Genomic DNA, 20,224 nt, shown 5'->3' with positions numbered 1-20,224 from the left:
AGCAGTACATAGTCGAGATTCGCGTATTAGCATTTTTGGGTATTGCCATGGTAGACACAAAAAACGTTGTAAAACTTAGCGATCACGCGGCCAAGACTAGTGACCCGAGCGCGTTATTAGTTCGTTTGCCTGCACCATTTGCGCAGATGAAGGATAAAGGTAAGCAGTCCTTGCAGCCATTACTACAGTCCTTATTCGATAATATCGACGATGCGTTATTTGAATTGGCTGATCGTGCAGAAGCTAATGCTGAACAAAATATGTATTTTGAATCGATGCGGGAAGTCAGAATAAAGCGCCGCGGTATGGAATTGGCTTTTGGCAAAGGTATTGATTCTGCATTTGCCACTCTGTTGGCTAGTCCAAATGAGCCGCCTGTGCTGAATGAATCAGCCAAGATTTCCACAGAAAGCTGGTCACTGGTTAATGATGATGAGCTGGAAGAGTTGGTCGCATCAGACAATATGGTTGCCAAGGCAGAGCGTCAGTTTGCGCTAGAGTTGAAGCAGCTCACCACGCGTTTAAATACCTTGATTATCTCTCAGGATGTTACAGAGAAGAATAATCCTTTTAGTCCCGCGGTTATTTGTCAGTCATTTATTGATATTTGCAAGTCGTTAGAACTGGATATCAAAGCCAAACTGGTGTTGTTTAAATTATTTGATCGCTATGTCATGTCTGGCTTGTCGACAGTATATAAATGCTGTAATGATATTCTGGTCGATGGCGGCATCATGCCTAATATCGAACAGCAGCAAAATAATGGTGCGAAAAAACCTACAAATGCAGTGGCTGCTGAGCAAGCTCAGGCACAGTCTTCGACCAATACCGATGTATTTTCTGATTTGCAAAACTTATTACACCATATGCCGCAAGTGACTAATACTAATGCGAGTAGTGGTTTGGTGGCACCTGGCCAGGCACCGCAAATTCCCCGTGAAACTTTATTGCAATTATTGCAAGCGGTACAAAAATCGTTGCTGGGCAACATGGAAAATCAGTTGCAGTCGGCGCTGCAAGGTGTTGGCCCTCAGCAATTAGATGTGCAGCAATATTTAAGTAGTATCCTCAATGCGAAAATGCCGAATAAGGCATTAAGTATTGGTCAGATTGATGATGATGCGATTAATTTGGTCGCAATGCTATTTCAATTTATTCTGGATGATCGCAATCTCGCCCCCCCAATGAAAGCACTGATTGCTCGCCTGCAGATTCCAATTATTAAAGTGGCGATGCAAGATAAATCTTTTTTCAGTAAAGGTGGGCATCCAGCCAGAAAATTATTGAATGAAATTGCCAATGCCAGTTTAGGTTGGGTACCAACGGCCAATATTGATCGAGATCCGCTCTATAAAAAAGTATCTGATGTTATTGGCCGCATCGTTGCTGAATACGATGGAAGTAATGATTTATTTCCTGAAGTACTTGCTGATTTTATGGCTTTCCAGGAAATGGATCAGCGTCGTATCAACTTGGTCGAGCAGCGTACAATTAATGCTGAAGATGGTCGTGCTAAATCTGAAGCGGCTCGCAACCGAGTGCAGGCAGTACTGAATGAAAAGGTTGCTGGTAAAGAGTTACCCGTGGTTGTGGTTACATTGCTAGAGCAGGCATGGAGTAATGTACTGTTTCTTATTTGCTTGAAGGAAGGTGAAGAAACTAACCAATGGCAGCAGGCTTTAGAAGTAGTCGATGACTTGCTGTGGACAGTGCAGCCGGTAGAAAACACGGAGTCGCGGCAGAAGTTGCTAGCCATGATGCCCAAGTTGTTAGAAAGATTACGGGCAGGATTAACCCGAATTTCGTTTGACCCTTTCGAAATGAATCAGTTATTTACCGATCTCGAAGTCATTCATCTCAATCAATTGCAGTCGTTTAAACAGCAGGGTGAGTCGGGCGCAAACGCTACAACTAAAGTAGCCAAGCAACAAACTATTGCCAAGCAAAATCGTGCTATTGAGCAAACGCTGGACCAAATGTTAGATGGCCGTGATGCCGGTAAAGTGTCGTTGGAGCAGCTGGATGCTGAATTAGACCAGCAGCTGGCAGAATTTGATGCGCTGGGTGATTTAGTGGCCAGTGCTGCGGAGGAGTTTGATCCACAGACGCCAAAAATGGTTAAAACTGAAGCGCCAGCTCAGACTGCTGATGCCAAACTCGAACGTCGGGTTGTTGAGAAACTGGTGGTGAATGGCGCTAGCGAAGATACCGGTGCAGTGATTGAAAGCTTGTCTGCAGATGATCCTTGTTTACAGCAGGTTGATGCCATGTCGACGGGACTTTGGATGGAATTGTACCAGGATGACGGTAAAAAATTCCGCTGTCGCTTGGCGGCTATTATCCGTGCTACCAATAAATATATTTTCGTCAATCGTTCTGGAATGAAAGTCGCCGAATATACGCGGATGTCTTTAGCCGTAGCGATGAAGAAAGAGCAGATCGGGATGCTGGATGACGGTCAATTGTTTGATCGTGCGCTGGAGTCGGTCATTGGTAATTTACGTAACATGAAGACCGGTAATGGTTAGGGTGTAATCTTGGCCAAATATTAGTAATGTCTACAGTTTAGGGGCTGTATTTGTTCCCTTCCCAGCCTTAAGCTATTCTTGCGGTATTTGTTGCAAGAGTTAATCCTTTGAATTCAATTAATTTACCTGAACCACACTGGTTACCTGCGGTGCGACAAGTGCCGTCGCCAAACTATAATCAACGTCCCGTTGATACTAAAATCAGCCTTCTGGTAATTCATAATATTAGTTTACCAGCGGGTGAGTTTGGTAGTGATTGTGTTGAACAGCTATTTACCAACTGCCTCGATTGTAGTGAGCGAGATGATTTTGCCAGTTTGCAGGGGCTGGAAGTCTCTGCGCATTTGTTTATTGATCGCCTGGGTCGGGTGACCCAATTTGTGCCATTGAATTATCGCGCCTGGCATGCGGGGGAGTCCTGTTTTGAGGGACGCTCGGGCTGTAATGATTTTAGTATCGGTATTGAGTTGGAGGGAACCGACGAATGTCCCTATACTGAGCATCAATATAAATCTTTGCGGCAAATGACTCGCCAGATAATAAAGGCCTATCCCGCAATTATCCGTCGCAATATTGTCGGGCATAGTGATATTGCTCCTATGCGTAAAACTGATCCGGGCCCAGCGTTTAACTGGGATTATTTTTTTAACCAACTGTAGTGTTGATTGCTAATGGAATTTCTAAGTTTATTAATCGTTTTAGGGTTGTTGCAAGTATGGGGCTCTGGTGGGCCGGTGCAGCAAGATCAATGGCTTCATCAATGGTATAACAGAGTCAGTGGCTGGTTATCCGCCGGTCATAGCCGTTTGATTGCGGTGGTGGTAATGCCAGTTATTTTGCTGATTCTTATAGCTGGAATTTTGGATGATGCGTTGTTTGGATTGCCATTACTGATTGTTACAGTAGTAGTATTGTTATACAGCTTGGGACGTGGCGATTACAGTGATCGGCTGACACATTATTTAACTGCCTGGAATCAGGGTAATTTTGAAAGTGCTTACGAGCAGGCAATGGCAATTGGTGATTTTGAACAAAGCGATGCTATTGCCGATCACGAATCGCTACATGAACATGTACGGCGGGCGTATTTATACGATGGTTTTGAACGTTGGTTTGCAGTGGTTTTCTGGTTTTTATTGTTGGGACCAGTAGTCGCTTTAGTTTATCGTTTAAGTTATTTGTTGGGCCGTGAACAGTGGGTTGACGCTGAGGAGCGGCAGCTTGCTTTACGCTTGGTGCACTACCTTGATTGGTTGCCCGTGCGTTTACTTGTTTTGTCTTTCTCATTGACAGGTAATTTTGTGAACAGCTTTAGTCAGTGTTGGCAGCAGTTTTTTGTCAATCAACCCAGTTCTGAATTATTAGATGAATGTGCTGTTGCCGCTATCAACAATAGTGGTCATAAACGTGCTTGCCCGACAGATCCTGAACATTGCATTGAATATGGTCGAGAAGAATTGTTAGCACTGCAAGGCTTGTTATCCCGTAGTGTAATTTGTTGGGTAGTCGTGGCAGCGTTGTTGATTATTTTGTAGTTGAAAGGGTTCGCTTAATCAATTGGGTGAGCCAGTTTCATGTTCCTTTCCAAGTAATTAAAAACTTCTTTTTTGTGGTTTGTGAGGGCTGACTCGCCTGGGTGAAGCTTTGCTGGCAGCCAAATTTAACGCTTACTGATCAGCGCCCGCGCAACTTTTGACTGATTATCTCTACCTAACGCAGCAGAAATAAAATTACCGGCATCGATGAGTTTGTCTAAATTAATGCCTGTGTGGATATTTAGACCGTTAAGCATATAGACCACGTCCTCAGTAGCCACGTTGCCGGAAGCGCCTTTAGCGTAAGGGCAGCCGCCCAAACCAGCCACTGAGCTATCAATAACGCTAATCCCTTTTTGTAATGCCACAAAAATATTTGTTAGCGCCTGGCCGTAGGTATCATGAAAGTGTACGGCCAACTTATCGGCAGGTACTGCGCTTATTACTTTATCTAGCATGGCACTGACGCTCCCAGCGGAACCGGTGCCAATAGTGTCACCCAAAGACACTTCATAACAGCCCATGGCAGATAGTTGGGCGGCGACTTTGGCCACGGCTTCCGATGCAATATCACCTTCATAAGGGCAGCCGGCGACGCAGGATATATAACCTCGTACGGGAATATTATGTTCACTGGCAGCTGCTATTACGGGTTCAAATCGAGAAATACTTTCGGCAATAGAGCAATTAATATTTTTCTGACTGAATGTTTCGGAAGCGGCCGCAAAGATGGCGACCTCATCGACATGCACGGATAGGGCCCGTTCAAAGCCCTGCAAGTTCGGTGTTAGCGCGGCATAGGTTACTCCTTTGACTCGTGTTAGCTCCGTGAATACTGCTTCGCTACCAGCCATTTGTGGCACCCATTTAGGATTAACAAAACTACCGGATTCTACATACTGCACACCAGCTTCAGTCAGTTTTTCAATCAGCGCGACTTTGATGCTGGTATCAATCGCTTGTTTTTCATTTTGTAAGCCATCGCGAGGGCCTACTTCAACAATATGAACTTGTTTAGGGTAGAAAATACTCATGCGTTTGTCTCGAAGGCTAATAGTTCAGCGCCGCCATCGACCAGGCTGCCGGCTTGGAAATAAAATTCTGTCACTGTGCCATTGCCGGGCGCGCGAATGGTGTATTCCATTTTCATTGCCTCCATCACGATTAGCGGATCGCCTTGTTTGACTGCAGCGCCGCTATTGACTAACAAAGCAACAATGGTGCCGTTCATCGGCGCAGTTAGCCCGCCATCTGTTACGCTGCTGTTATCGTCACCAAGATCAGGCAGTACTTCACTAAATTGAAACACGGATTGTTGCGAGTAGAGACTGAAAACACTGCTCTCTTCAGCAATAGAAACGCGTGAACGATAGCCATTAATATCGCTGCTGAGTATGTTGCCGTTTAATCGGCCTTGAGCCGCAATTTCAGTGTCATGATAGCGGATCATATAGCGTGGCGTATTCGCAACACTGGTTTCTTCAACGGTAACGTCGAGGATTTTTTGATGGCATTGTATTTGTAGGCAATGAATATTCGCTTCATTCAAGCGCCAACTATTGCTTTGATTCCACGGTGATGACGGATCTTGGTGGCTGCTGTTGATAGCGGCTTGCTGTTGCTGTTTTAGAATTAGGTATAAAGCCGCTAGCGGTATATCTCTGGCCATGTCCTGGGCGCTGTCATGAAAAATCTCCGCACGGTGTTTTTCAATAAAACCGGTGTCTAAGTCCGCATCCACAAAAGGTTTGCAAGTAGAGAGGTTATAGAGAAAATCAATGTTGGTAGTGACCCCGTTGATACGATATTCCGTCAGTGCTTTAGCCATACGTTTTAGTGCGCGTGGACGGTCTTCATCCCAGACAATTAACTTGGCGATCATTGGGTCATAATAAACACTAACGGTATCACCTTGGCGCACGCCGGTGTCAATACGGGTATGCTCGTCTTCCGTCGGCGTTTCCAAAAACGACAGTGTGCCGGTTGCCGGTAAAAAGTCATTTGCTGGATCTTCCGCGTAAATTCTAACTTCGATAGCGTGGCCGTCAATCTGTATTTGATCCTGCTGGAAGGGCAGGGGTTCGCCCGCCGCAACGCGAAATTGCCACTCTACCAAGTCCTGACCGGTAATCATTTCAGTGACGGGGTGCTCTACTTGTAGTCGAGTGTTCATTTCCATAAAGAAAAATGAACCGTCACTATCGAGTAAAAACTCTACAGTGCCTGCACCTTGATAGTTGATAGCCTGAGCCGCCTCTATAGCGGCGGCTCCCATTTGCTGGCGCAAGCTTTCAGACATGCCGGGGGCAGGGGCTTCTTCGATCACTTTTTGATGACGTCGCTGTACCGAGCAATCGCGCTCTGCCAAATACACGGCATTATTGTGCTGGTCGCAAAAAACCTGAATTTCGACATGGCGGGGTTGGGTTAAATATTTTTCTACCAGCATGATGTCATCGCTAAACGAACTCATGGCTTCGCGCTTGGCGGTAGCTAGGGCTTCATCAAACTCGTCCGCTGACCATACCTGGCGCATACCTTTACCGCCGCCACCAGCAGCGGCTTTTAATAGTACCGGATAGCCCATAGCGGTAGCCGTTTTTTTCAAGAAAGCCGCATCCTGATTGTCGCCGTGGTAACCCGGCACTAAAGGCACGCCAGCTTTTTCCATAATAGTTTTGGCGGCAGATTTTGATCCCATTGCTTGAATAGCAGTAATAGGTGGACCAATAAAACAAATACCATTGTCTATACATAATTGACAAAAGGCGGCATTTTCACTGAGAAAACCATAGCCGGGGTGGATTGCTTGGGCGCCGGTTTGTTTGGCGGCCTTGATGACGTTTTCCATTAGCAGGTAAGATTCTCGTGAGGGGGCAGCGCCTATGTGTACTGCCTCATCGGCCATCGCTACGTGTAGGGCATTACTGTCAGCATCTGAATAAACAGCGACGGTGCGAATACCCATTTGCCGCGCAGTTTTAATGACTCTGCATGCAATTTCACCGCGATTGGCGATCAATATTTTATCGAACACAGTTTATTCTCCTGCCGTTGCAGCATTAATCCAGTTGGGTTGGCGTTTTTCCAAAAAAGCGCCGAGCCCTTCTTTGCCCTCAGCTGAACTGCGAATAGTTGCGATTAGTTCACTGGTCTGTTTTATAAGTGCTTGATCTATGGCTTGAAATTTTATCTCGCTGATTAACTGTTTTGCCGAGGTGACAGCGGCAGGGCCGTTGGTTAATAGTGCATCGGTTATAGTGGCAATGCTTGCATCCAGCTGTTCTTGCGCCACACACTCATTGACCAGACCAAGCTGAAAAGCAGTAGCAGCAGTAAAGCGTTCAGCGGTCATAAAATAGCGGCGCGCTGCACGGGGCCCAATGGCTTCGATAACATAGGGGCTAATCGTGGCAGGAACCATACCTAATTTAACCTCACTTAAACTAAAGCTTGCGTGTTCAGCGGCAATGGCCATGTCGCAGCAGCTAACTAAACCGACACCACCACCAAACGCTGCGCCTTGCACGCGGGCTATGGTGGGTTTAGATAGGCTATAGAGCGTGTGTAGCATCAGTGCGAGTTTCTTCGCGTCTACTAAGTTTTCTTCGACGCTGTAATTTGCCATCCGCTTCATCCAATTTAGATCAGCGCCGGCTGAAAAACTTTTACCCTTAGCGGCCAGAATGACTACTCTAACTGCTGCGTTAGCATTCAGGTCGAGAAAAATATGAGTGAGTTGCGCGACGATTTGATCGTCAAAAGCATTGTGCTTATCGGGATTATTTAGTGTGACCGTGGCAATACCGCGTTCATCGATTACCGAAGTAATTTTATCCAGCTTCATAACTGTCTCCCTTACATTCTAAAAATACCAAACTGTGTGTCCGCAATTGGCTTATTCAAGGTAGCGGATAATGATAGGCCCAGTACCATCCGGGTCTCCGCGGGATCAATCACGCCGTCGTCCCATAATCTGGCTGAGGCGTAATAGGGGTGACCTTGTTTTTCGTAGGTTTCAAGAATGGGCTGTTTAAATTGGGCTTCTTGTTCCGCACTCCAGTGTTCACCCTCGTTTTCTTTCTGGTCGCGTTTGATTTGCGCCAACACACCAGCAGCTTGTTCGCCTCCCATTACCGAAATGCGAGCGTTAGGCCACATGAATAAAAAATTGGGGTCGTAGGCGCGACCGCACATGCCGTAATTTCCCGCACCAAAGGATCCGCCGATGACAACAGTGAGCTTGGGGACTTTGGCACAGGCGACAGCGGTAACCATTTTGGCACCGTGTTTGGCGATACCACCGGCTTCATACTGTTGGCCTACCATAAAACCGGTAATGTTTTGTAAGAAGATAAGCGGGATTTTGCGTTGCGCACAGAGTTCAATAAAATGTGCGCCTTTTTGTGCAGACTCGGAAAATAGAATGCCGTTGTTACCAATAATACCCACCGGATAACCAAAAATATGGGCAAAGCCACAGACTAGAGTGGTGCCATACAGTGCTTTAAATTCAGTAAACTCGGAACCGTCAACAATACGGGCAATGATTTCCCTAACGTCATAGGGGTGGCGACTATCTTTAGGCACCACACCGTAGATTTCCTTGCTCTCATAAAGTGGCTCCGTTACTGCTCTCGTAGCTAGTTGCTGAGGTTTAACCCGATTTAGATTAGCAATCGATTGCCTGGCTAACTGTAGGGCGTGATGATCGTTTTGGGCGTAGTGGTCGGTTACACCGGAAGTTTTACAGTGTAAGTCTGCGCCGCCTAAATCCTCGGCGCTGACCACTTCACCGGTGGCGGCTTTTACCAGCGGCGGGCCAGCTAGGAAAATAGTCCCTTGCTCTTTCACAATAATTGACTCGTCCGCCATTGCGGGCACATAGGCGCCGCCAGCAGTACAGGACCCCATTACCACTGCGATTTGTGGAATATTTTTGGCAGACATATTGGCTTGATTGAAAAAGATGCGGCCAAAGTGTTCGCGGTCGGGAAATACCTCGTCTTGTCGAGGTAAATTGGCACCGCCGGAATCAACTAGATAGACACAGGGTAGATTATTTTCCTCCGCAATCGTTTGCGCGCGTAAATGTTTTTTTACTGTCAATGGGTAGTATGAGCCACCTTTGACCGTGGCATCGTTCGCCACAATCATGCATTCCTGCCCGCAGATACGGCCTACGCCAGCAATAACGCCGGCGGCATTTACTTCTTCATCGTAAACGTCATAAGCGGCGAGTTGTGATATTTCTAAAAACGGTGAGCCAGGGTCTACCAGTGCATTGATACGTTCCCGAGCCAGTAGCTTGCCCCGATCTTTATGGCGCTGCTGGTATTTTTCGCCACCGCCTTTTTTAATGGCTGCAATTTTTTCGGCGAGGTCATCCACTTGCTGCTGCATGGCTTCAACATTTGCGATGAAATCTGCAGAGCGTGTGTTTATTTTGCTTTTAATGGTGTTGTTGATCATGCTCATAGCCGTTCACTTTTTTATTGCCGTGATGAAAGATTTTCCGGTTACCGGGTTAGCTGGTTTCTTTAAATAATTCACGACCTATTAGCATACGACGAATTTCCGAGGTGCCTGCGCCAATTTCATAGAGCTTGGCATCGCGTAATAAACGTCCGGTAGCAAATTCATTGATATAACCATTGCCACCTAATGCCTGAATTGCTTGTAAGGCCATCTGGGTTGCTTTTTCGGCGGTAAATAAAATCACTGCGGCGGCATCTTTACGTGATTCATCGCCGCGGTCACAGGATTTTGCGACCGCATAAAGATAGGCGCGAGAGGCATTTAAGTCGGTATACATATCGGCGAGTTTGCCTTGCATTAATTGAAACTCGCCAATGCTTTGGCCGAACTGTTTACGGTCATGGAGATAAGGCACCACAATATCCATGCAGGCCTGCATAATGCCGACAGGGCCACCGGAAAGAACCGTGCGTTCGTAATCCAGACCGCTCATTAATACCCGTACCCCACCACCTTCCTGGCCGAGAATATTTTCCGCTGGCACTGCGCAGTCTTGAAACACCAGCTCGCAAGTGTTGGAGCCTCGCATGCCCAGTTTGTCGAGTTTTTGGTGACGGGAAAAACCGGGGTAGTCGTGTTCAACAATAAACGCTGTCATTCCTTTGGCGCCAGCTTCCATATCGGTTTTGGCGTAGATCACATAAGTATGGGCATCGGGACCATTGGTAATCCACATTTTGTTGCCGTTCAAAATATAGTGGTTGTCTTTTTTCTCGGCTTTCAACTTCATACTGACTACATCCGAACCCGCATTGGGTTCTGACATTGCCAGTGCGCCAATATGCTCGCCGGAGCATAGCGCTGGCAGGTATTTTTGTTTTTGCTGTTCGCTGCCGTTTTTGAAAATCTGGTTAACGCAGAGGTTGGAGTGAGCGCCGTAGGAAAGCCCGACTGACGCCGATGCCCGGCTGATTTCTTCCATCGCGACGGTGTGAGCAAGATAACCCATATTGGTACCGCCATATTCTTCGGCAACGGTCATACCCAGCAAACCCAGATCACCGAATTTGCGCCATAAATCCATGGGAAAGGCGTTATCAGTGTCGATTTGTGCAGCGCGAGGGGCAATCTCATTTTGAGAAAATTGATATACCGTGTCGCGCAGCATGTCGATTTCTTCACCGAGGTCAAAATTGAGGGTGGGGTAGCTAGTGTTCATGGGGGGTTACCTGTTACGGGCCGCTTCAAAGTAAAAGGGCATATTAGGATGTGGGAGCCAGCTCAGCTAAGGCTAGCAGGCATTTCTCTTCCGAGCTTTCCAGGTCGAGCATCATCACTTCCAGATCGTGTAACTGTTGCTCAAGTTGGCCACGCTTTTCACGGATCTTGCTGATCAGACTATGCAGCTGGTCAGCATTATTCTGGCCGGGGTGGTACATGGTGATGATGTCGCGGCTCTCTTCAAGCGTAAACCCCAACCGCTTACCGCGCAGAATAAGCTTTAAAGCGACTCGGTCGGCGGGGCTGTAAATACGATTATTGCCATTACGTTCAGGCTTGAGCAGGCCTTTTTCTTCATAAAAGCGGATAGTGCGGGTGGTAATGTCAAATTCTGCTGCCAGATCCGAGATATTGTACGTATTGGACATAGTCGAGCCCCACTATAGGAAGATGGGTAATACTAAGTTACCTTTACGTTAACGTCAACTGCCGGCAGGTCAGATTTATCATTGGTAGGGGCTAATAGTTCCAGCGATAGTATTACTTGCTCGAAGTACTATCGGGGCTTGTCAGTAGTATTGTCTTGAAGGTGGCATCGTTTTGGCGGTTGATAGTTTTGATTAGTCCGACTGTATCGAGCGCTTAACAGATTAGAAGTAGCACACGGTTTTTAAGTGGTGAATTTATATCATGATCGCAGAGTAAAAATTGTTGATGGCTTTTTACAGGATCATAAAATGTTGGACGTTTTCAAAAATCGAATGATTGCTTTATTGTCATGGTTTGTTGATTGACAGTGATTCACCTGAACATTTACCGTAAGGTCGAAATTGATAACATAATAAGGCCTGTTAAATGACCATCGAAACTCAAAGTCGTACTGCTTTAAAAGACTTAATCAGTTTGTTACAAGAAGTAGATGATCGCTGGTCTGGGCCTGAGTGGAATTTAAACTCTGCTGAAGATGTGGCTGCCTCCCATCGCGCATTAATGCATATTTTAGAAGCCGGCTTGGTCGGATTTTTTGAGCAAGATGTCCGCTGTCCTAATTTTCGTCGTATAGTAACACCCAGTCGTAAACTCACGGGTGATAATAGCGATGCCATTTATTTTGATGCGCCGGTCAGTGCAGATTACACTTATGTGGTTCATGGGACCGTACAGCGCTCGGCCTATTTTTCGGTAACTATTGAGGAGGGTGCCGAGGACGGCAAGCTGGCCAATAAAACCGGTGGTGTTATTAACGACACTGAGCTGGATATCGACAGCAATGGACATTTCACTATTTATTTAGGCGGTGAGCCCAAAACGCGGAATTGGTTGCCCTTATCTGCCAACGCATCCAGAGTAACAACACGTCATTATTATGAACATAAAACCCCTGCAGCTAAGCGTGTTGATTTAGAGCCACGTCTGACGATTGAATGTCTTAGCGATATTGATACTCCGGAGCCGGCTAATGATGCCAGTATCGCTGCCGGTATAAACCGGGTCAGTAATTTTGTCCGTACCCGTACTCTGGAAATGTTACCGATGGCTAACGCTGAAACTCAGCCGGACTTTGTCGGTTTAATCCCCAATCAATTTCCGACACCCGTTCCGCCGGGGGATTTTGGTTTGGCTGCCTTTGATGCGCATTATTCGATGGCGCCCTTTTTTATCAATCATGATGAAGCTTTAGTGATCACGGGTCGCTGGCCGGAATGTCGCTTTGCTAATATCTGTTTATGGAACCGTTTTCAGCAAACCTATGATTACGTTAATCGCAGCGCGTCTTTGAATAGAGCGCAAACAGAGCTGGAAGATGATGGTAGTTTTAAAATAATTTTGGCGAATAAAAACCCGGGACACCCTAACTGGATTGATACAGAAAACAACCTGTTTGGCTTGGTGTTCTGGCGGTTTTTTCTGGTTGAAGGTGAGGTGGAAACACCGCAGGCGACGGTGGTGAAACTAGCCGAATTAGTTTGAGTGGTTATAGATGGAGCTCTTGCGAATGAGTTTTATTGCTTGGTAGGTATAGTCTAGTGGCTGGCGATATCGTCGCGCGCAGTAGCACTTTTTGGCTGCTAGCGGTCGTCTATATGCTGTTTTTCGCGGCTGCCCCTGCTCCATGGGCGGCAGTGTTTAAAGTGCTACCTCTGCTAAGTTTGATTGCATGGGCCATAGTCGCCGCGCCTGGTCGGCCTTATTTGATCCTTGCATTAGTGCTGGGTGCCAGTGGTGATGCCTTGCTTGCCCTGGGTTATTTTATTCCTGGTTTGATTGCATTTTTACTGGGGCATCTCGTTTATATCCTGTTATGGCGTTCCGCCCCTGTACTGATTATCCCCCTCTCCAAAAAGTATGTTGCTGCTGCCATCATCTTGGCGATGGTGTTGGCTGCGGTGTTGATTTTACCTTCTGCAGGTGGCTTGTTTTGGGCTATAGCCAGTTATTTGCTGGTCATTACATTAATGGCCCTGATAGCCATGACCAGCCGGCTGATTAACCACTGGGGGGTGATCGGCGTTTGTAGTTTTTTGCTATCAGATTTTATCTTGGCGTGGAATGAGTTTGTCGATCCTATTAGCTTGAGTATGCCATTGGTGATGATCAGCTACTATCTGGCGCAATATTCTATTTGTAGATCGGTGATCGACTGCCATACTAGACAATGATAACAATAGGCCAAAATGGCTGGGGGGATTTTATGACGACTTTCACTAAAATGGCGGTGCGTTCTATAACGCTATTGCTGAGTTGTGCTGCGCTGAGCGTAAGTGCGGATACCCAGTTAGAAGAAATAACGGTTACAGCGCAAAAGCGTGAGCAGGGTTTGCAGGATGTCCCTATTGCGCTAAGTGCATTTCAAAGTGAATTTATTGAAGGGGTAGGTGCTGAATTAATTGATGACCTCGCTCGCTTCACCCCGGCTTTGACTACGCAGGCCAGCACCCAGGGTGAACCTAATATTTATATCCGTGGTATCGGCTCGAATGATTTTGGCGTTGGTGGCGATATCAGTGTTGGTGTTTTTATTGATGATATTTATGTGGGGCGGATCTCTGGTGCAATTTCAGATTTGGCTGATGCCGAACGCGTAGAGATTCTAAAAGGGCCGCAGGGCACTTTGTTTGGCCGCAATACTATTGGAGGTGCTATCAGCATCACCACTAAAAAGCCGGGCCAGGAAACCGCCGGCAAAGTTAAAGTGGAAACCGGCAGTTATAACAAAAAACGTGTTGATGCCAGTATCGAAGGTGCGGTGACCGATTCTGTTACTATGCGCTTATCCGGTTTATACAACCGTCGCGATGGTTGGAAACATAATGATTTTGATAACACTGACGTCGAAGATGAAAACAATAGAGGATTGCGCTGGACTACTGTTTTCAATAATGACGCTGGCTTTGATGCCATGTTCAAACTGAATTACGACAAAATTGACGTTATTTCCCGCGGCCCTCAATCTACCAATCCCCTCTACGCTAATGGTGATTTCTATGACGATATCAATAGTGACCTTGGTGATAACGGTCTGGAAAAACGCAGCCTTTATGATGCGTCAGTGCATCTGGGATGGGACTGGGGCGATTATGAGTTTCAGTCGATAACAGGTGTGCGTGATACAGATTATAAATCGCGCAAGGATACTACCGGTTCTGGCAGTCGTGACGCCAGATTAAGAACCAATATCTTTGTGGATGCCAGACAATACAGTCAGGAATTTCGGTTGAACTTTGATGATGGCGGTGATTTGTTTTGGTTTTTAGGGACGAGTATTTTTTATGAGGATGTTGAACAGGATTCCCTGCTGGAATCAACCAACGAAACCGTTAAGTACGTCATTCAGGATCGCCAACCTGCAATCTTTCCATTTATTGCGGTTGATTTCCCCGATGGTGTCGATTACTACGAGTATTTAGAAAACGCCGGTGAATATTATAGTTATGCGGTTTATGGTGATGCGACCTGGAAATTCACCGAGGATTGGGAGCTGACCTTTGGCTTGCGTTATACCCTGGATGAAAAAGAGCATATGGTAGATAGCCGTGGCCCTGAGCCGGATAAATTGGTGTTTTTTGGTACTGAAAATTTTCCCGGTGTGGTATATCAGGATCTTCCTGTGGATGAGAATGATGAGAGCTGGGACGCCTGGACGCCACGTTTAGTTTTGCGCTGGAATCAAAGTGACAGCAACATGTTTTATGGCTCCATCGCCAAAGGTTTTAAATCCGGCGGTTTTAATAGTTTTGCGCCGGGTAACCCGTTTGACCCAGAGTTTGTGTGGAGTTATGAACTGGGCAATAAAAGTAGTTGGCTCGATAACCGTTTACAGTTAAATGCTGCTCTGTTTTATTACGACTACGAAGATTTGCAGGTGAATAATATCGAAGGAGCAGTAGTCGTCTTACGTAATGCTGGTGAGGCACAGGGGCAGGGCTTTGAATTTGATGCCAATTGGTTAATATCGGAAAACTGGCAGCTGATGTTAAGTGGTAATTATCTGGATACCGAGTTTAAGGAATTTGTTGCTGCGATTGATAATGTAGCCACTGATTTGGCGGGTGATCAAATGCCGCTGGCGCCTGAGTTACAATTTAGTGCGACGTTGATGTACGACACCATGCTGAATTCCGGAGCCAGTGTGGATGCACGACTTTCTTATTCATGGTCAGATGATTATTATTTTAGTGTGAGCAATACTCCTGATGAATACCAGGATGCTTTTGGTACCGTGGACGCGCGGATAGCCTGGACCGATGCGTCGAGTCATTGGACGGTTGCCGTGTTTGGGCAAAACCTGACAGATGAAGAATATTTGGTGGATGCGGGTGGTTTGGCTAAATACGATTTAAATGCAGCTATAGCAGTTGCGGCTATTGGTCGTACCGTGGGCGTTAGTGCGGCTTACCAATTTTAGATGAGCTAATACGATGGACTTTGTCGTTTATGCTATTCCCTTTTTTTTACTGGCTCTATTGCTAGAGTTGTTGTTTGATCATTTGCGCGGTACCGGTTATTACCGTGCAAATGACACTATCAACAGTTTAAGTATGGGCTTGATCAGTACGACCAGTGGTTTAGTATTAATCGATATTGGCGGTAAAGTGTATGCGTTAGTGCAGCAAACGACGGCGCTACCTGTTTGGCAACACGTTAGTATTTGGCAATGGCTGTTGGCCTTTTTGCTCTATGATCTTTGTTATTACTGGTTTCACCGTATCAGTCATGAACGAAAATTGTTTTGGGCTGCGCATGTCTCGCATCATCAAAGCGAAGAATACAATCTAAGTACAGCCTTGCGTCAAACCAGTACGGGTTTTTTATTGAGTTGGCTGTTTTATATCCCGTGTTTTTTTATTGGTATGCCAGCGGAGGTTTTTGTCAGTGTCGCCAGCCTCAATTTAATTTATCAATTCTGGGTTCACACGCGTTTTGTTCCTGAGTTAGGGCTCATCGAGAGGGTGTTTATAACCCCCTCCAATCATCGTGTTCATCATGCCCGCAATGCAGAGTATATTGATAAAAATTATGGCGGCGTGTTTATTGTGTGGGACCGTTTGTTTGGTACCTATACGCCTGAACGCAAAGATATTGCTGTAGATTTTGGCATTACCCGGGGTTTGAATAGTTGGAATCCAATATGGGCCAATGTTCATGTCTATGTAGGTATGTTTCGCGATAGTTTTCTGACTCGTTCCTGGCGCGACAAAATAAAAGTGTGGTTTGGTGCGACAGCATTTGTGCCTGATGATATTACCAAAGGGGAGGTGATAGCTGGCACTCATTATGATCCAGTCATTGCTGCATGGTTGCGTAATTATGTGATACTGCAATTTTTATTAGCTGTGGTTTTGGGTGTCGTGCTGAAGTACCAATTTGAAACTATGGGTATGATCAATGGCTCGGTGTTATTTGCTTATATGGTGCTGAGCTTAATGGTGTTGGGCTGGTTACTTGAAGGGCGATATTGGGGGCTGGAGTTAGTTCGCTTGGGATTGGCACCCATTATTGGGCTGGTGCTGTGGGGCGAGTTGAATAGTGTGTTGATTATAGCAAGCTTGATGTTTATCGCTTATATAGTTTATCGACGCGAAGGATTTACTCAACAAACACTAACGGCAAAATAATGTTGGTTTACTCGCTCGCGACTTCAGTGGGTTTTGAAAATCCTCTTATGGCTGCGACAATTAATAAAACGGCTAATAATTGAATGATAGCGCAGGCGGTCATTAGCGCCATCATATCAAAGCGCTGTAGAATAACGATAATAATCAAAGTGGCAATGCCTGCGTGGCGGACGCTAAATTCAATCAATAAGGCGATACTATCTTGCTTATTTAGTTTGGCTAACCTGGTGATTATCAAGCCTAGAAGAATAGAGCCAAAGGTAAAGGCTAGCGCGGCAGGTAGCGCATTCTCCAAACTCTCGGCGGTGATACCGTTATCAACCATAAAACTTAGCGACACAATAATAAGGATCAGTACATTAGTCATCCGGCTAAAGTTTTTTTCATTGTTTGCTATCCAATTTGGATGGTTGCTTTTAAGCCACATGCCAACAGCGATTGGCGCGAAGACCAAGAGTATTAATTGGCCAATCATGGGAGCGAGTGGGACAGAAATAGTTGTGGATTCCGCCAAAAACCAATCAAAACCGATGGCGGCGATTAGCGGGATGGTGATTAACCCTAGCATGCTTGATGTAGCAGTATAACTGACGGAAAGAGCAACATTGCCGCGAGCGAGTGCGGTCATAATATTAGAGATACCACCGCCAGGGCAGGCTGCGAAAATAATAAGGGTACCGATATTTTCGGGGCTTAGGGCAAATGTGGTTGTCTGCAGTGTAAATATAATGGCCGCGGCTAATAATGGCAGCGTAATCAGTTGTGCGCCGGTGCCCACTAAAATCGCTTTGGGGTACAGTGCAATTCGTTTGAAATCTTCTTTGGTTAAATCCATGCCGATAATAGCCATCACTACAAACAGCGATAGCGGCACGATTAAATTTACTAATAGGTCATTCAGATTCATCAGTGTGCCCACATTTTAATATTGCTGACTATAGCCCATTCACAGTTTTAGTTTGTTTATTTTTGGTAATCTTATGGTGACATTCAGTTAAAGTGAATCACAGTACAATAACATTAATAGATTTTATTTATGGGTACTAATAAATGACGCTACCAGCTGCTAGCCGATACCATCGCACGCCAATTAAAATATTAAATACGGTTTTAGGTGGCTTCAATACTATGGGTATTGGTCGTTATCCGCTGGATGAAAATTCGCTGATAAAAAAAGCCAGAGCGCAAGCTGGATTAACAGAGTTTGGTGACGAGTCTTTTTTGGTACCCATGCGTGTGTTATTGAAGTCGCTGGAGCAAGAGGCCGACTTAAACCCCATTGGCCGGATGTTAACCGGTATTTCACTGGTGCGGTTATTAAAACATCGATTGCTACTAACGGACTTGCTAAAGCGCGAGCCGCAAATTCTTGAACGCGAAATAAAATCTCCGGTGGTCATTGTCGGGCTTGCTCGCTCCGGCACCACTCGTTTGCATCGTTTATTGGGGGCTGATAAGCGCTTCCTGAATCTCAAGGCTTGGGAGTCGGTTAACCCGGTTCCCTATCCTGAAAGTTTTAGTGCCAGGGCAGAAAATAAAGTCGATCCACGTTTTACCAATATTCAACAAGGCCTGAAAGCTGTGCTTTATCTGAGCCCACAAATAGCGGCAGTACACCCCTTGGCAGCGGATGCGATTGAGGAGGAAGTGGGTTTATTACAACACGCATTTGCCAGCCAGATTTTTGAAGTGTGTACTAAAGTTCCCAGTTTTGCTGAATACATCATGACCCACGATCAAACGCCTGCTTATGAGTATATGGCCACACTGATGAAAGTAGTGTCATGGTTTCGCGATGACCCAATCGATAAACCCTGGGTATTAAAGTCGCCACAGCATATGCAGGATTTGGATTGTCTGGTAAACGTTTTCCCCGATGCAAAATGTATTTTTCCGCACCGTGACCCGGTAAAAGTTATGGGGTCAATGTGTTCCATGGCGTGGAATGGCATGGTGCGTGATACCGACACGCTGTCACCGCAGTGGTTGGGTAATGAGTGGCTGACTAAAACAGAAAGTATGCTAGCTAAAACACAAAGGGTTCGCGACAGTATGATCCCCAATGCAAATCAATATGATGTCTTATATGCCGATATCACCAAAGATTGGCGGCAGGCGATGAATGGTATCTATGATTTTTTGGGTATGGATCTCAACGAACAGGCTTTAGCCGGTATGCAGGGGTGGCTGGATACTAATAATCAGCACAAGCATGGTTCGCATAAATACAGCTTGGAGGATTTTGGCCTCAGTAAAGATGAGGTTTCAGCGCGGCTGGATTTTTATCGGCAGCGCTATACTATTCCTGATGAAGTGCGTAACCCTCATGTCAGCTAGCGCGTTTATCACAGAGAGTTAGCGCTCAAATACACGGGTGAGAAACGCAATTCTGCGTTGAAAGGCATCAATACTAATTTCATTGCTTAAAATTGAATCGTAACCGTGTATGGTGCCTTTGGTTTCGTTGAGTTCGGTAGTTATGCTGGCGGCTATTAAGCGCCGGGCGTAAGTCAGCCCTTCATCACACAGTGGATCAAATTCTGCTGTTTCCAGGTAGGTTTCAGGCAGTGCGGTTAAATCTTCGCGCCCGCCGGGAGCGGCATAGCTTGGGGCGATTCCTGCTTCGCCACTAGCATAGGTATTGTAATCGCGAAGATAGTAACGCCACATACGACGATTGTTGGTGGCATTCCATAGTGGGGTGTCGACATAGGTCGTGGCAGTGTTGGATTGGCAGTGATGATCCAGCGTTGGGTATACCAGTACCTGTCCACACACGTTAATCTTTCCTTCATCGAGGGCACGCTGGGCAACGCCCGCGGCTAGACCGCCACCGGCACTATCGCCTAGAACTGCAATGCGTTGCGTATCAATATTCAACTGCTCCGCATTGCTATGTACCCATTCCAGCGTGCTATAGCAGTCATTAAATCCGGCCGGGAACGGCGCTTTATGCGCCAGGCGATAGTCGACAAAAAATACGGCGCAGTTTGCTTGTTCGGCAATATATTCAGCTGAGTAAAGATGAACGGATCCGTAGGTAAGGGCAAAGGCACCGCCGTGGAAAATGAGTACGGCAGGTAATTTTTCGTTGCTGTCTCGCTGAGGAGTGAACTGCAGAACCTTAAACTGGCTGCCGTCGCCGTTGGTGAGTGTGTGTTGCTTGGCGCGCTTTAATCGCTGTCGCTGGGAGAAAAAACATTCCAATTTCATAAAGCTGTTTAATAAACCGATTATCACTCGGTTGAAACTCAGCGTAATCACCGGGAATTTTTCAAAATCAGGGTGAATGGGGTAGTGATGTTTAGCCACCAATGGCTCCTATTAAGATGTGTTTGTCCAAGCA

At 46.1% G+C, this 20,224-nt stretch carries 16 protein-coding genes; 8 read left to right on the top strand and 8 right to left on the bottom strand.

Features of this window, described 5'->3' with window-relative positions:
• Nucleotides 1–47: 47 nt before the first annotated feature.
• The 3 genes from UNITIG_RS07085 to ampE all read left to right on the top strand — a co-directional run bounded on the left by UNITIG_RS07085 (nucleotide 48) and on the right by ampE (nucleotide 4,063).
• Nucleotides 48–2,528, top strand: a complete 2,481-nt coding sequence (locus tag UNITIG_RS07085) for a DUF1631 domain-containing protein (protein WP_101759213.1) — start codon at nucleotides 48–50, stop codon at nucleotides 2,526–2,528.
• 107 nt (nucleotides 2,529–2,635) lie between these two features.
• Nucleotides 2,636–3,187, top strand: a complete 552-nt coding sequence (gene ampD / locus UNITIG_RS07080) for a 1,6-anhydro-N-acetylmuramyl-L-alanine amidase AmpD (RefSeq protein ID WP_235015299.1) — start codon at nucleotides 2,636–2,638, stop codon at nucleotides 3,185–3,187.
• Between the two features lie 12 nt (nucleotides 3,188–3,199).
• On the top strand, nucleotides 3,200–4,063 hold the full coding sequence (gene ampE, locus UNITIG_RS07075; RefSeq protein WP_101757750.1) for a regulatory signaling modulator protein AmpE: 864 nt from the start codon (nucleotides 3,200–3,202) through the stop codon (nucleotides 4,061–4,063).
• A 125-nt stretch (nucleotides 4,064–4,188) separates the two neighbouring features.
• On the opposite strand, the gene UNITIG_RS07070 is transcribed toward ampE, so the two are convergent.
• The 6 genes from UNITIG_RS07070 to UNITIG_RS07045 are packed head-to-tail and all read right to left on the bottom strand — an operon-like array spanning nucleotide 4,189 to nucleotide 11,190.
• Nucleotides 4,189–5,097 carry a hydroxymethylglutaryl-CoA lyase gene (locus tag UNITIG_RS07070; RefSeq protein WP_101757749.1) on the bottom strand — a complete coding sequence of 303 codons (909 nt, stop codon included), beginning with the start codon at nucleotides 5,095–5,097 and terminating at the stop codon, nucleotides 4,189–4,191.
• Complete coding sequence (locus UNITIG_RS07065) at nucleotides 5,094–7,100, bottom strand: acetyl/propionyl/methylcrotonyl-CoA carboxylase subunit alpha (RefSeq protein ID WP_101757748.1); 2,007 nt, start codon at nucleotides 7,098–7,100, stop codon at nucleotides 5,094–5,096. Before UNITIG_RS07065 ends, UNITIG_RS07070 begins: the two co-directional genes overlap by 4 nt.
• A 3-nt stretch (nucleotides 7,101–7,103) precedes the next feature.
• Nucleotides 7,104–7,910, bottom strand: coding sequence for an enoyl-CoA hydratase/isomerase family protein (locus UNITIG_RS07060; protein WP_101757747.1), 807 nt, complete (start codon nucleotides 7,908–7,910; stop codon nucleotides 7,104–7,106).
• A gap of 11 nt (nucleotides 7,911–7,921) precedes the next feature.
• On the bottom strand, nucleotides 7,922–9,535 hold the full coding sequence (locus tag UNITIG_RS07055) for a carboxyl transferase domain-containing protein (protein WP_369809184.1): 1,614 nt from the start codon (nucleotides 9,533–9,535) through the stop codon (nucleotides 7,922–7,924).
• A 55-nt stretch (nucleotides 9,536–9,590) separates the two neighbouring features.
• Nucleotides 9,591–10,760 carry an isovaleryl-CoA dehydrogenase gene (locus tag UNITIG_RS07050; RefSeq protein WP_101757745.1) on the bottom strand — a complete coding sequence of 390 codons (1,170 nt, stop codon included), beginning with the start codon at nucleotides 10,758–10,760 and terminating at the stop codon, nucleotides 9,591–9,593.
• A gap of 43 nt (nucleotides 10,761–10,803) precedes the next feature.
• Complete coding sequence (locus tag UNITIG_RS07045; protein ID WP_101757744.1) at nucleotides 10,804–11,190, bottom strand: MerR family DNA-binding transcriptional regulator; 387 nt, start codon at nucleotides 11,188–11,190, stop codon at nucleotides 10,804–10,806.
• A 427-nt stretch (nucleotides 11,191–11,617) separates the two neighbouring features.
• Here UNITIG_RS07045 and UNITIG_RS07040 point away from each other — a divergent pair, with 427 nt between their 5' ends.
• The 4 genes from UNITIG_RS07040 to UNITIG_RS07025 are packed head-to-tail and all read left to right on the top strand — an operon-like array spanning nucleotide 11,618 to nucleotide 16,878.
• A complete protein-coding gene (locus UNITIG_RS07040) occupies nucleotides 11,618–12,733 on the top strand; it encodes a DUF1214 domain-containing protein (RefSeq protein WP_101757743.1) in 1,116 nt (371 codons plus the stop codon).
• 56 nt (nucleotides 12,734–12,789) lie between these two features.
• Nucleotides 12,790–13,422, top strand: a complete 633-nt coding sequence (locus UNITIG_RS07035) for a lysoplasmalogenase (RefSeq protein ID WP_101757742.1) — start codon at nucleotides 12,790–12,792, stop codon at nucleotides 13,420–13,422.
• Nucleotides 13,423–13,454: 32 nt separating this feature from the next.
• Complete coding sequence (locus UNITIG_RS07030) at nucleotides 13,455–15,668, top strand: TonB-dependent receptor (protein WP_159931115.1); 2,214 nt, start codon at nucleotides 13,455–13,457, stop codon at nucleotides 15,666–15,668.
• Between the two features lie 13 nt (nucleotides 15,669–15,681).
• A complete protein-coding gene (locus UNITIG_RS07025) occupies nucleotides 15,682–16,878 on the top strand; it encodes a sterol desaturase family protein (protein WP_101757740.1) in 1,197 nt (398 codons plus the stop codon).
• 7 nt (nucleotides 16,879–16,885) lie between these two features.
• Here the strand turns inward: UNITIG_RS07025 and UNITIG_RS07020 are convergent, their stop codons facing one another.
• Complete coding sequence (locus tag UNITIG_RS07020; RefSeq protein WP_145999114.1) at nucleotides 16,886–17,785, bottom strand: bile acid:sodium symporter family protein; 900 nt, start codon at nucleotides 17,783–17,785, stop codon at nucleotides 16,886–16,888.
• Nucleotides 17,786–17,928: 143 nt separating this feature from the next.
• Between UNITIG_RS07020 and UNITIG_RS07015 the strand changes: the two genes are divergently transcribed.
• Nucleotides 17,929–19,215, top strand: coding sequence for a sulfotransferase (locus UNITIG_RS07015; protein ID WP_101757738.1), 1,287 nt, complete (start codon nucleotides 17,929–17,931; stop codon nucleotides 19,213–19,215).
• An 18-nt stretch (nucleotides 19,216–19,233) separates the two neighbouring features.
• Here the strand turns inward: UNITIG_RS07015 and UNITIG_RS07010 are convergent, their stop codons facing one another.
• Nucleotides 19,234–20,190: an alpha/beta hydrolase gene (locus UNITIG_RS07010; protein ID WP_101757737.1), complete on the bottom strand. Its 957-nt coding sequence runs from the start codon at nucleotides 20,188–20,190 to the stop codon at nucleotides 19,234–19,236.
• Between the last annotated feature and the right edge of the window lie 34 nt (nucleotides 20,191–20,224).

It is taken from the genome of Oceanicoccus sp. KOV_DT_Chl (assembly GCF_900120175.1).
In the GTDB taxonomy this organism is placed as follows: Bacteria; Pseudomonadota; Gammaproteobacteria; order Pseudomonadales; family Dasaniaceae; genus Oceanicoccus.
Note: the sequence above shows the minus strand (reverse complement) of the source record. Positions and strands in the feature narration are given on the sequence as shown.

Bases quoted from the DNA above. Each gene is read 5' to 3' on its own strand.
- UNITIG_RS07085 (WP_101759213.1), top strand. From the start codon at position 48: ATGGTAGACACAAAAAACGTTGTAAAACTTAGCGATCACGCGGCCAAG.
- ampE (WP_101757750.1), top strand. From the start codon at position 3,200: ATGGAATTTCTAAGTTTATTAATCGTTTTAGGGTTGTTGCAAGTATGG.
- UNITIG_RS07070 (WP_101757749.1), bottom strand. From the start codon at position 5,097: ATGAGTATTTTCTACCCTAAACAAGTTCATATTGTTGAAGTAGGCCCT.
- UNITIG_RS07060 (WP_101757747.1), bottom strand. From the start codon at position 7,910: ATGAAGCTGGATAAAATTACTTCGGTAATCGATGAACGCGGTATTGCC.
- UNITIG_RS07055 (WP_369809184.1), bottom strand. From the start codon at position 9,535: ATGATCAACAACACCATTAAAAGCAAAATAAACACACGCTCTGCAGAT.
- UNITIG_RS07050 (WP_101757745.1), bottom strand. From the start codon at position 10,760: ATGAACACTAGCTACCCCACCCTCAATTTTGACCTCGGTGAAGAAATC.
- UNITIG_RS07045 (WP_101757744.1), bottom strand. From the start codon at position 11,190: ATGTCCAATACGTACAATATCTCGGATCTGGCAGCAGAATTTGACATT.
- UNITIG_RS07040 (WP_101757743.1), top strand. From the start codon at position 11,618: ATGACCATCGAAACTCAAAGTCGTACTGCTTTAAAAGACTTAATCAGT.
- UNITIG_RS07030 (WP_159931115.1), top strand. From the start codon at position 13,455: ATGACGACTTTCACTAAAATGGCGGTGCGTTCTATAACGCTATTGCTG.
- UNITIG_RS07025 (WP_101757740.1), top strand. From the start codon at position 15,682: ATGGACTTTGTCGTTTATGCTATTCCCTTTTTTTTACTGGCTCTATTG.
- UNITIG_RS07020 (WP_145999114.1), bottom strand. From the start codon at position 17,785: ATGAATCTGAATGACCTATTAGTAAATTTAATCGTGCCGCTATCGCTG.
- UNITIG_RS07015 (WP_101757738.1), top strand. From the start codon at position 17,929: ATGACGCTACCAGCTGCTAGCCGATACCATCGCACGCCAATTAAAATA.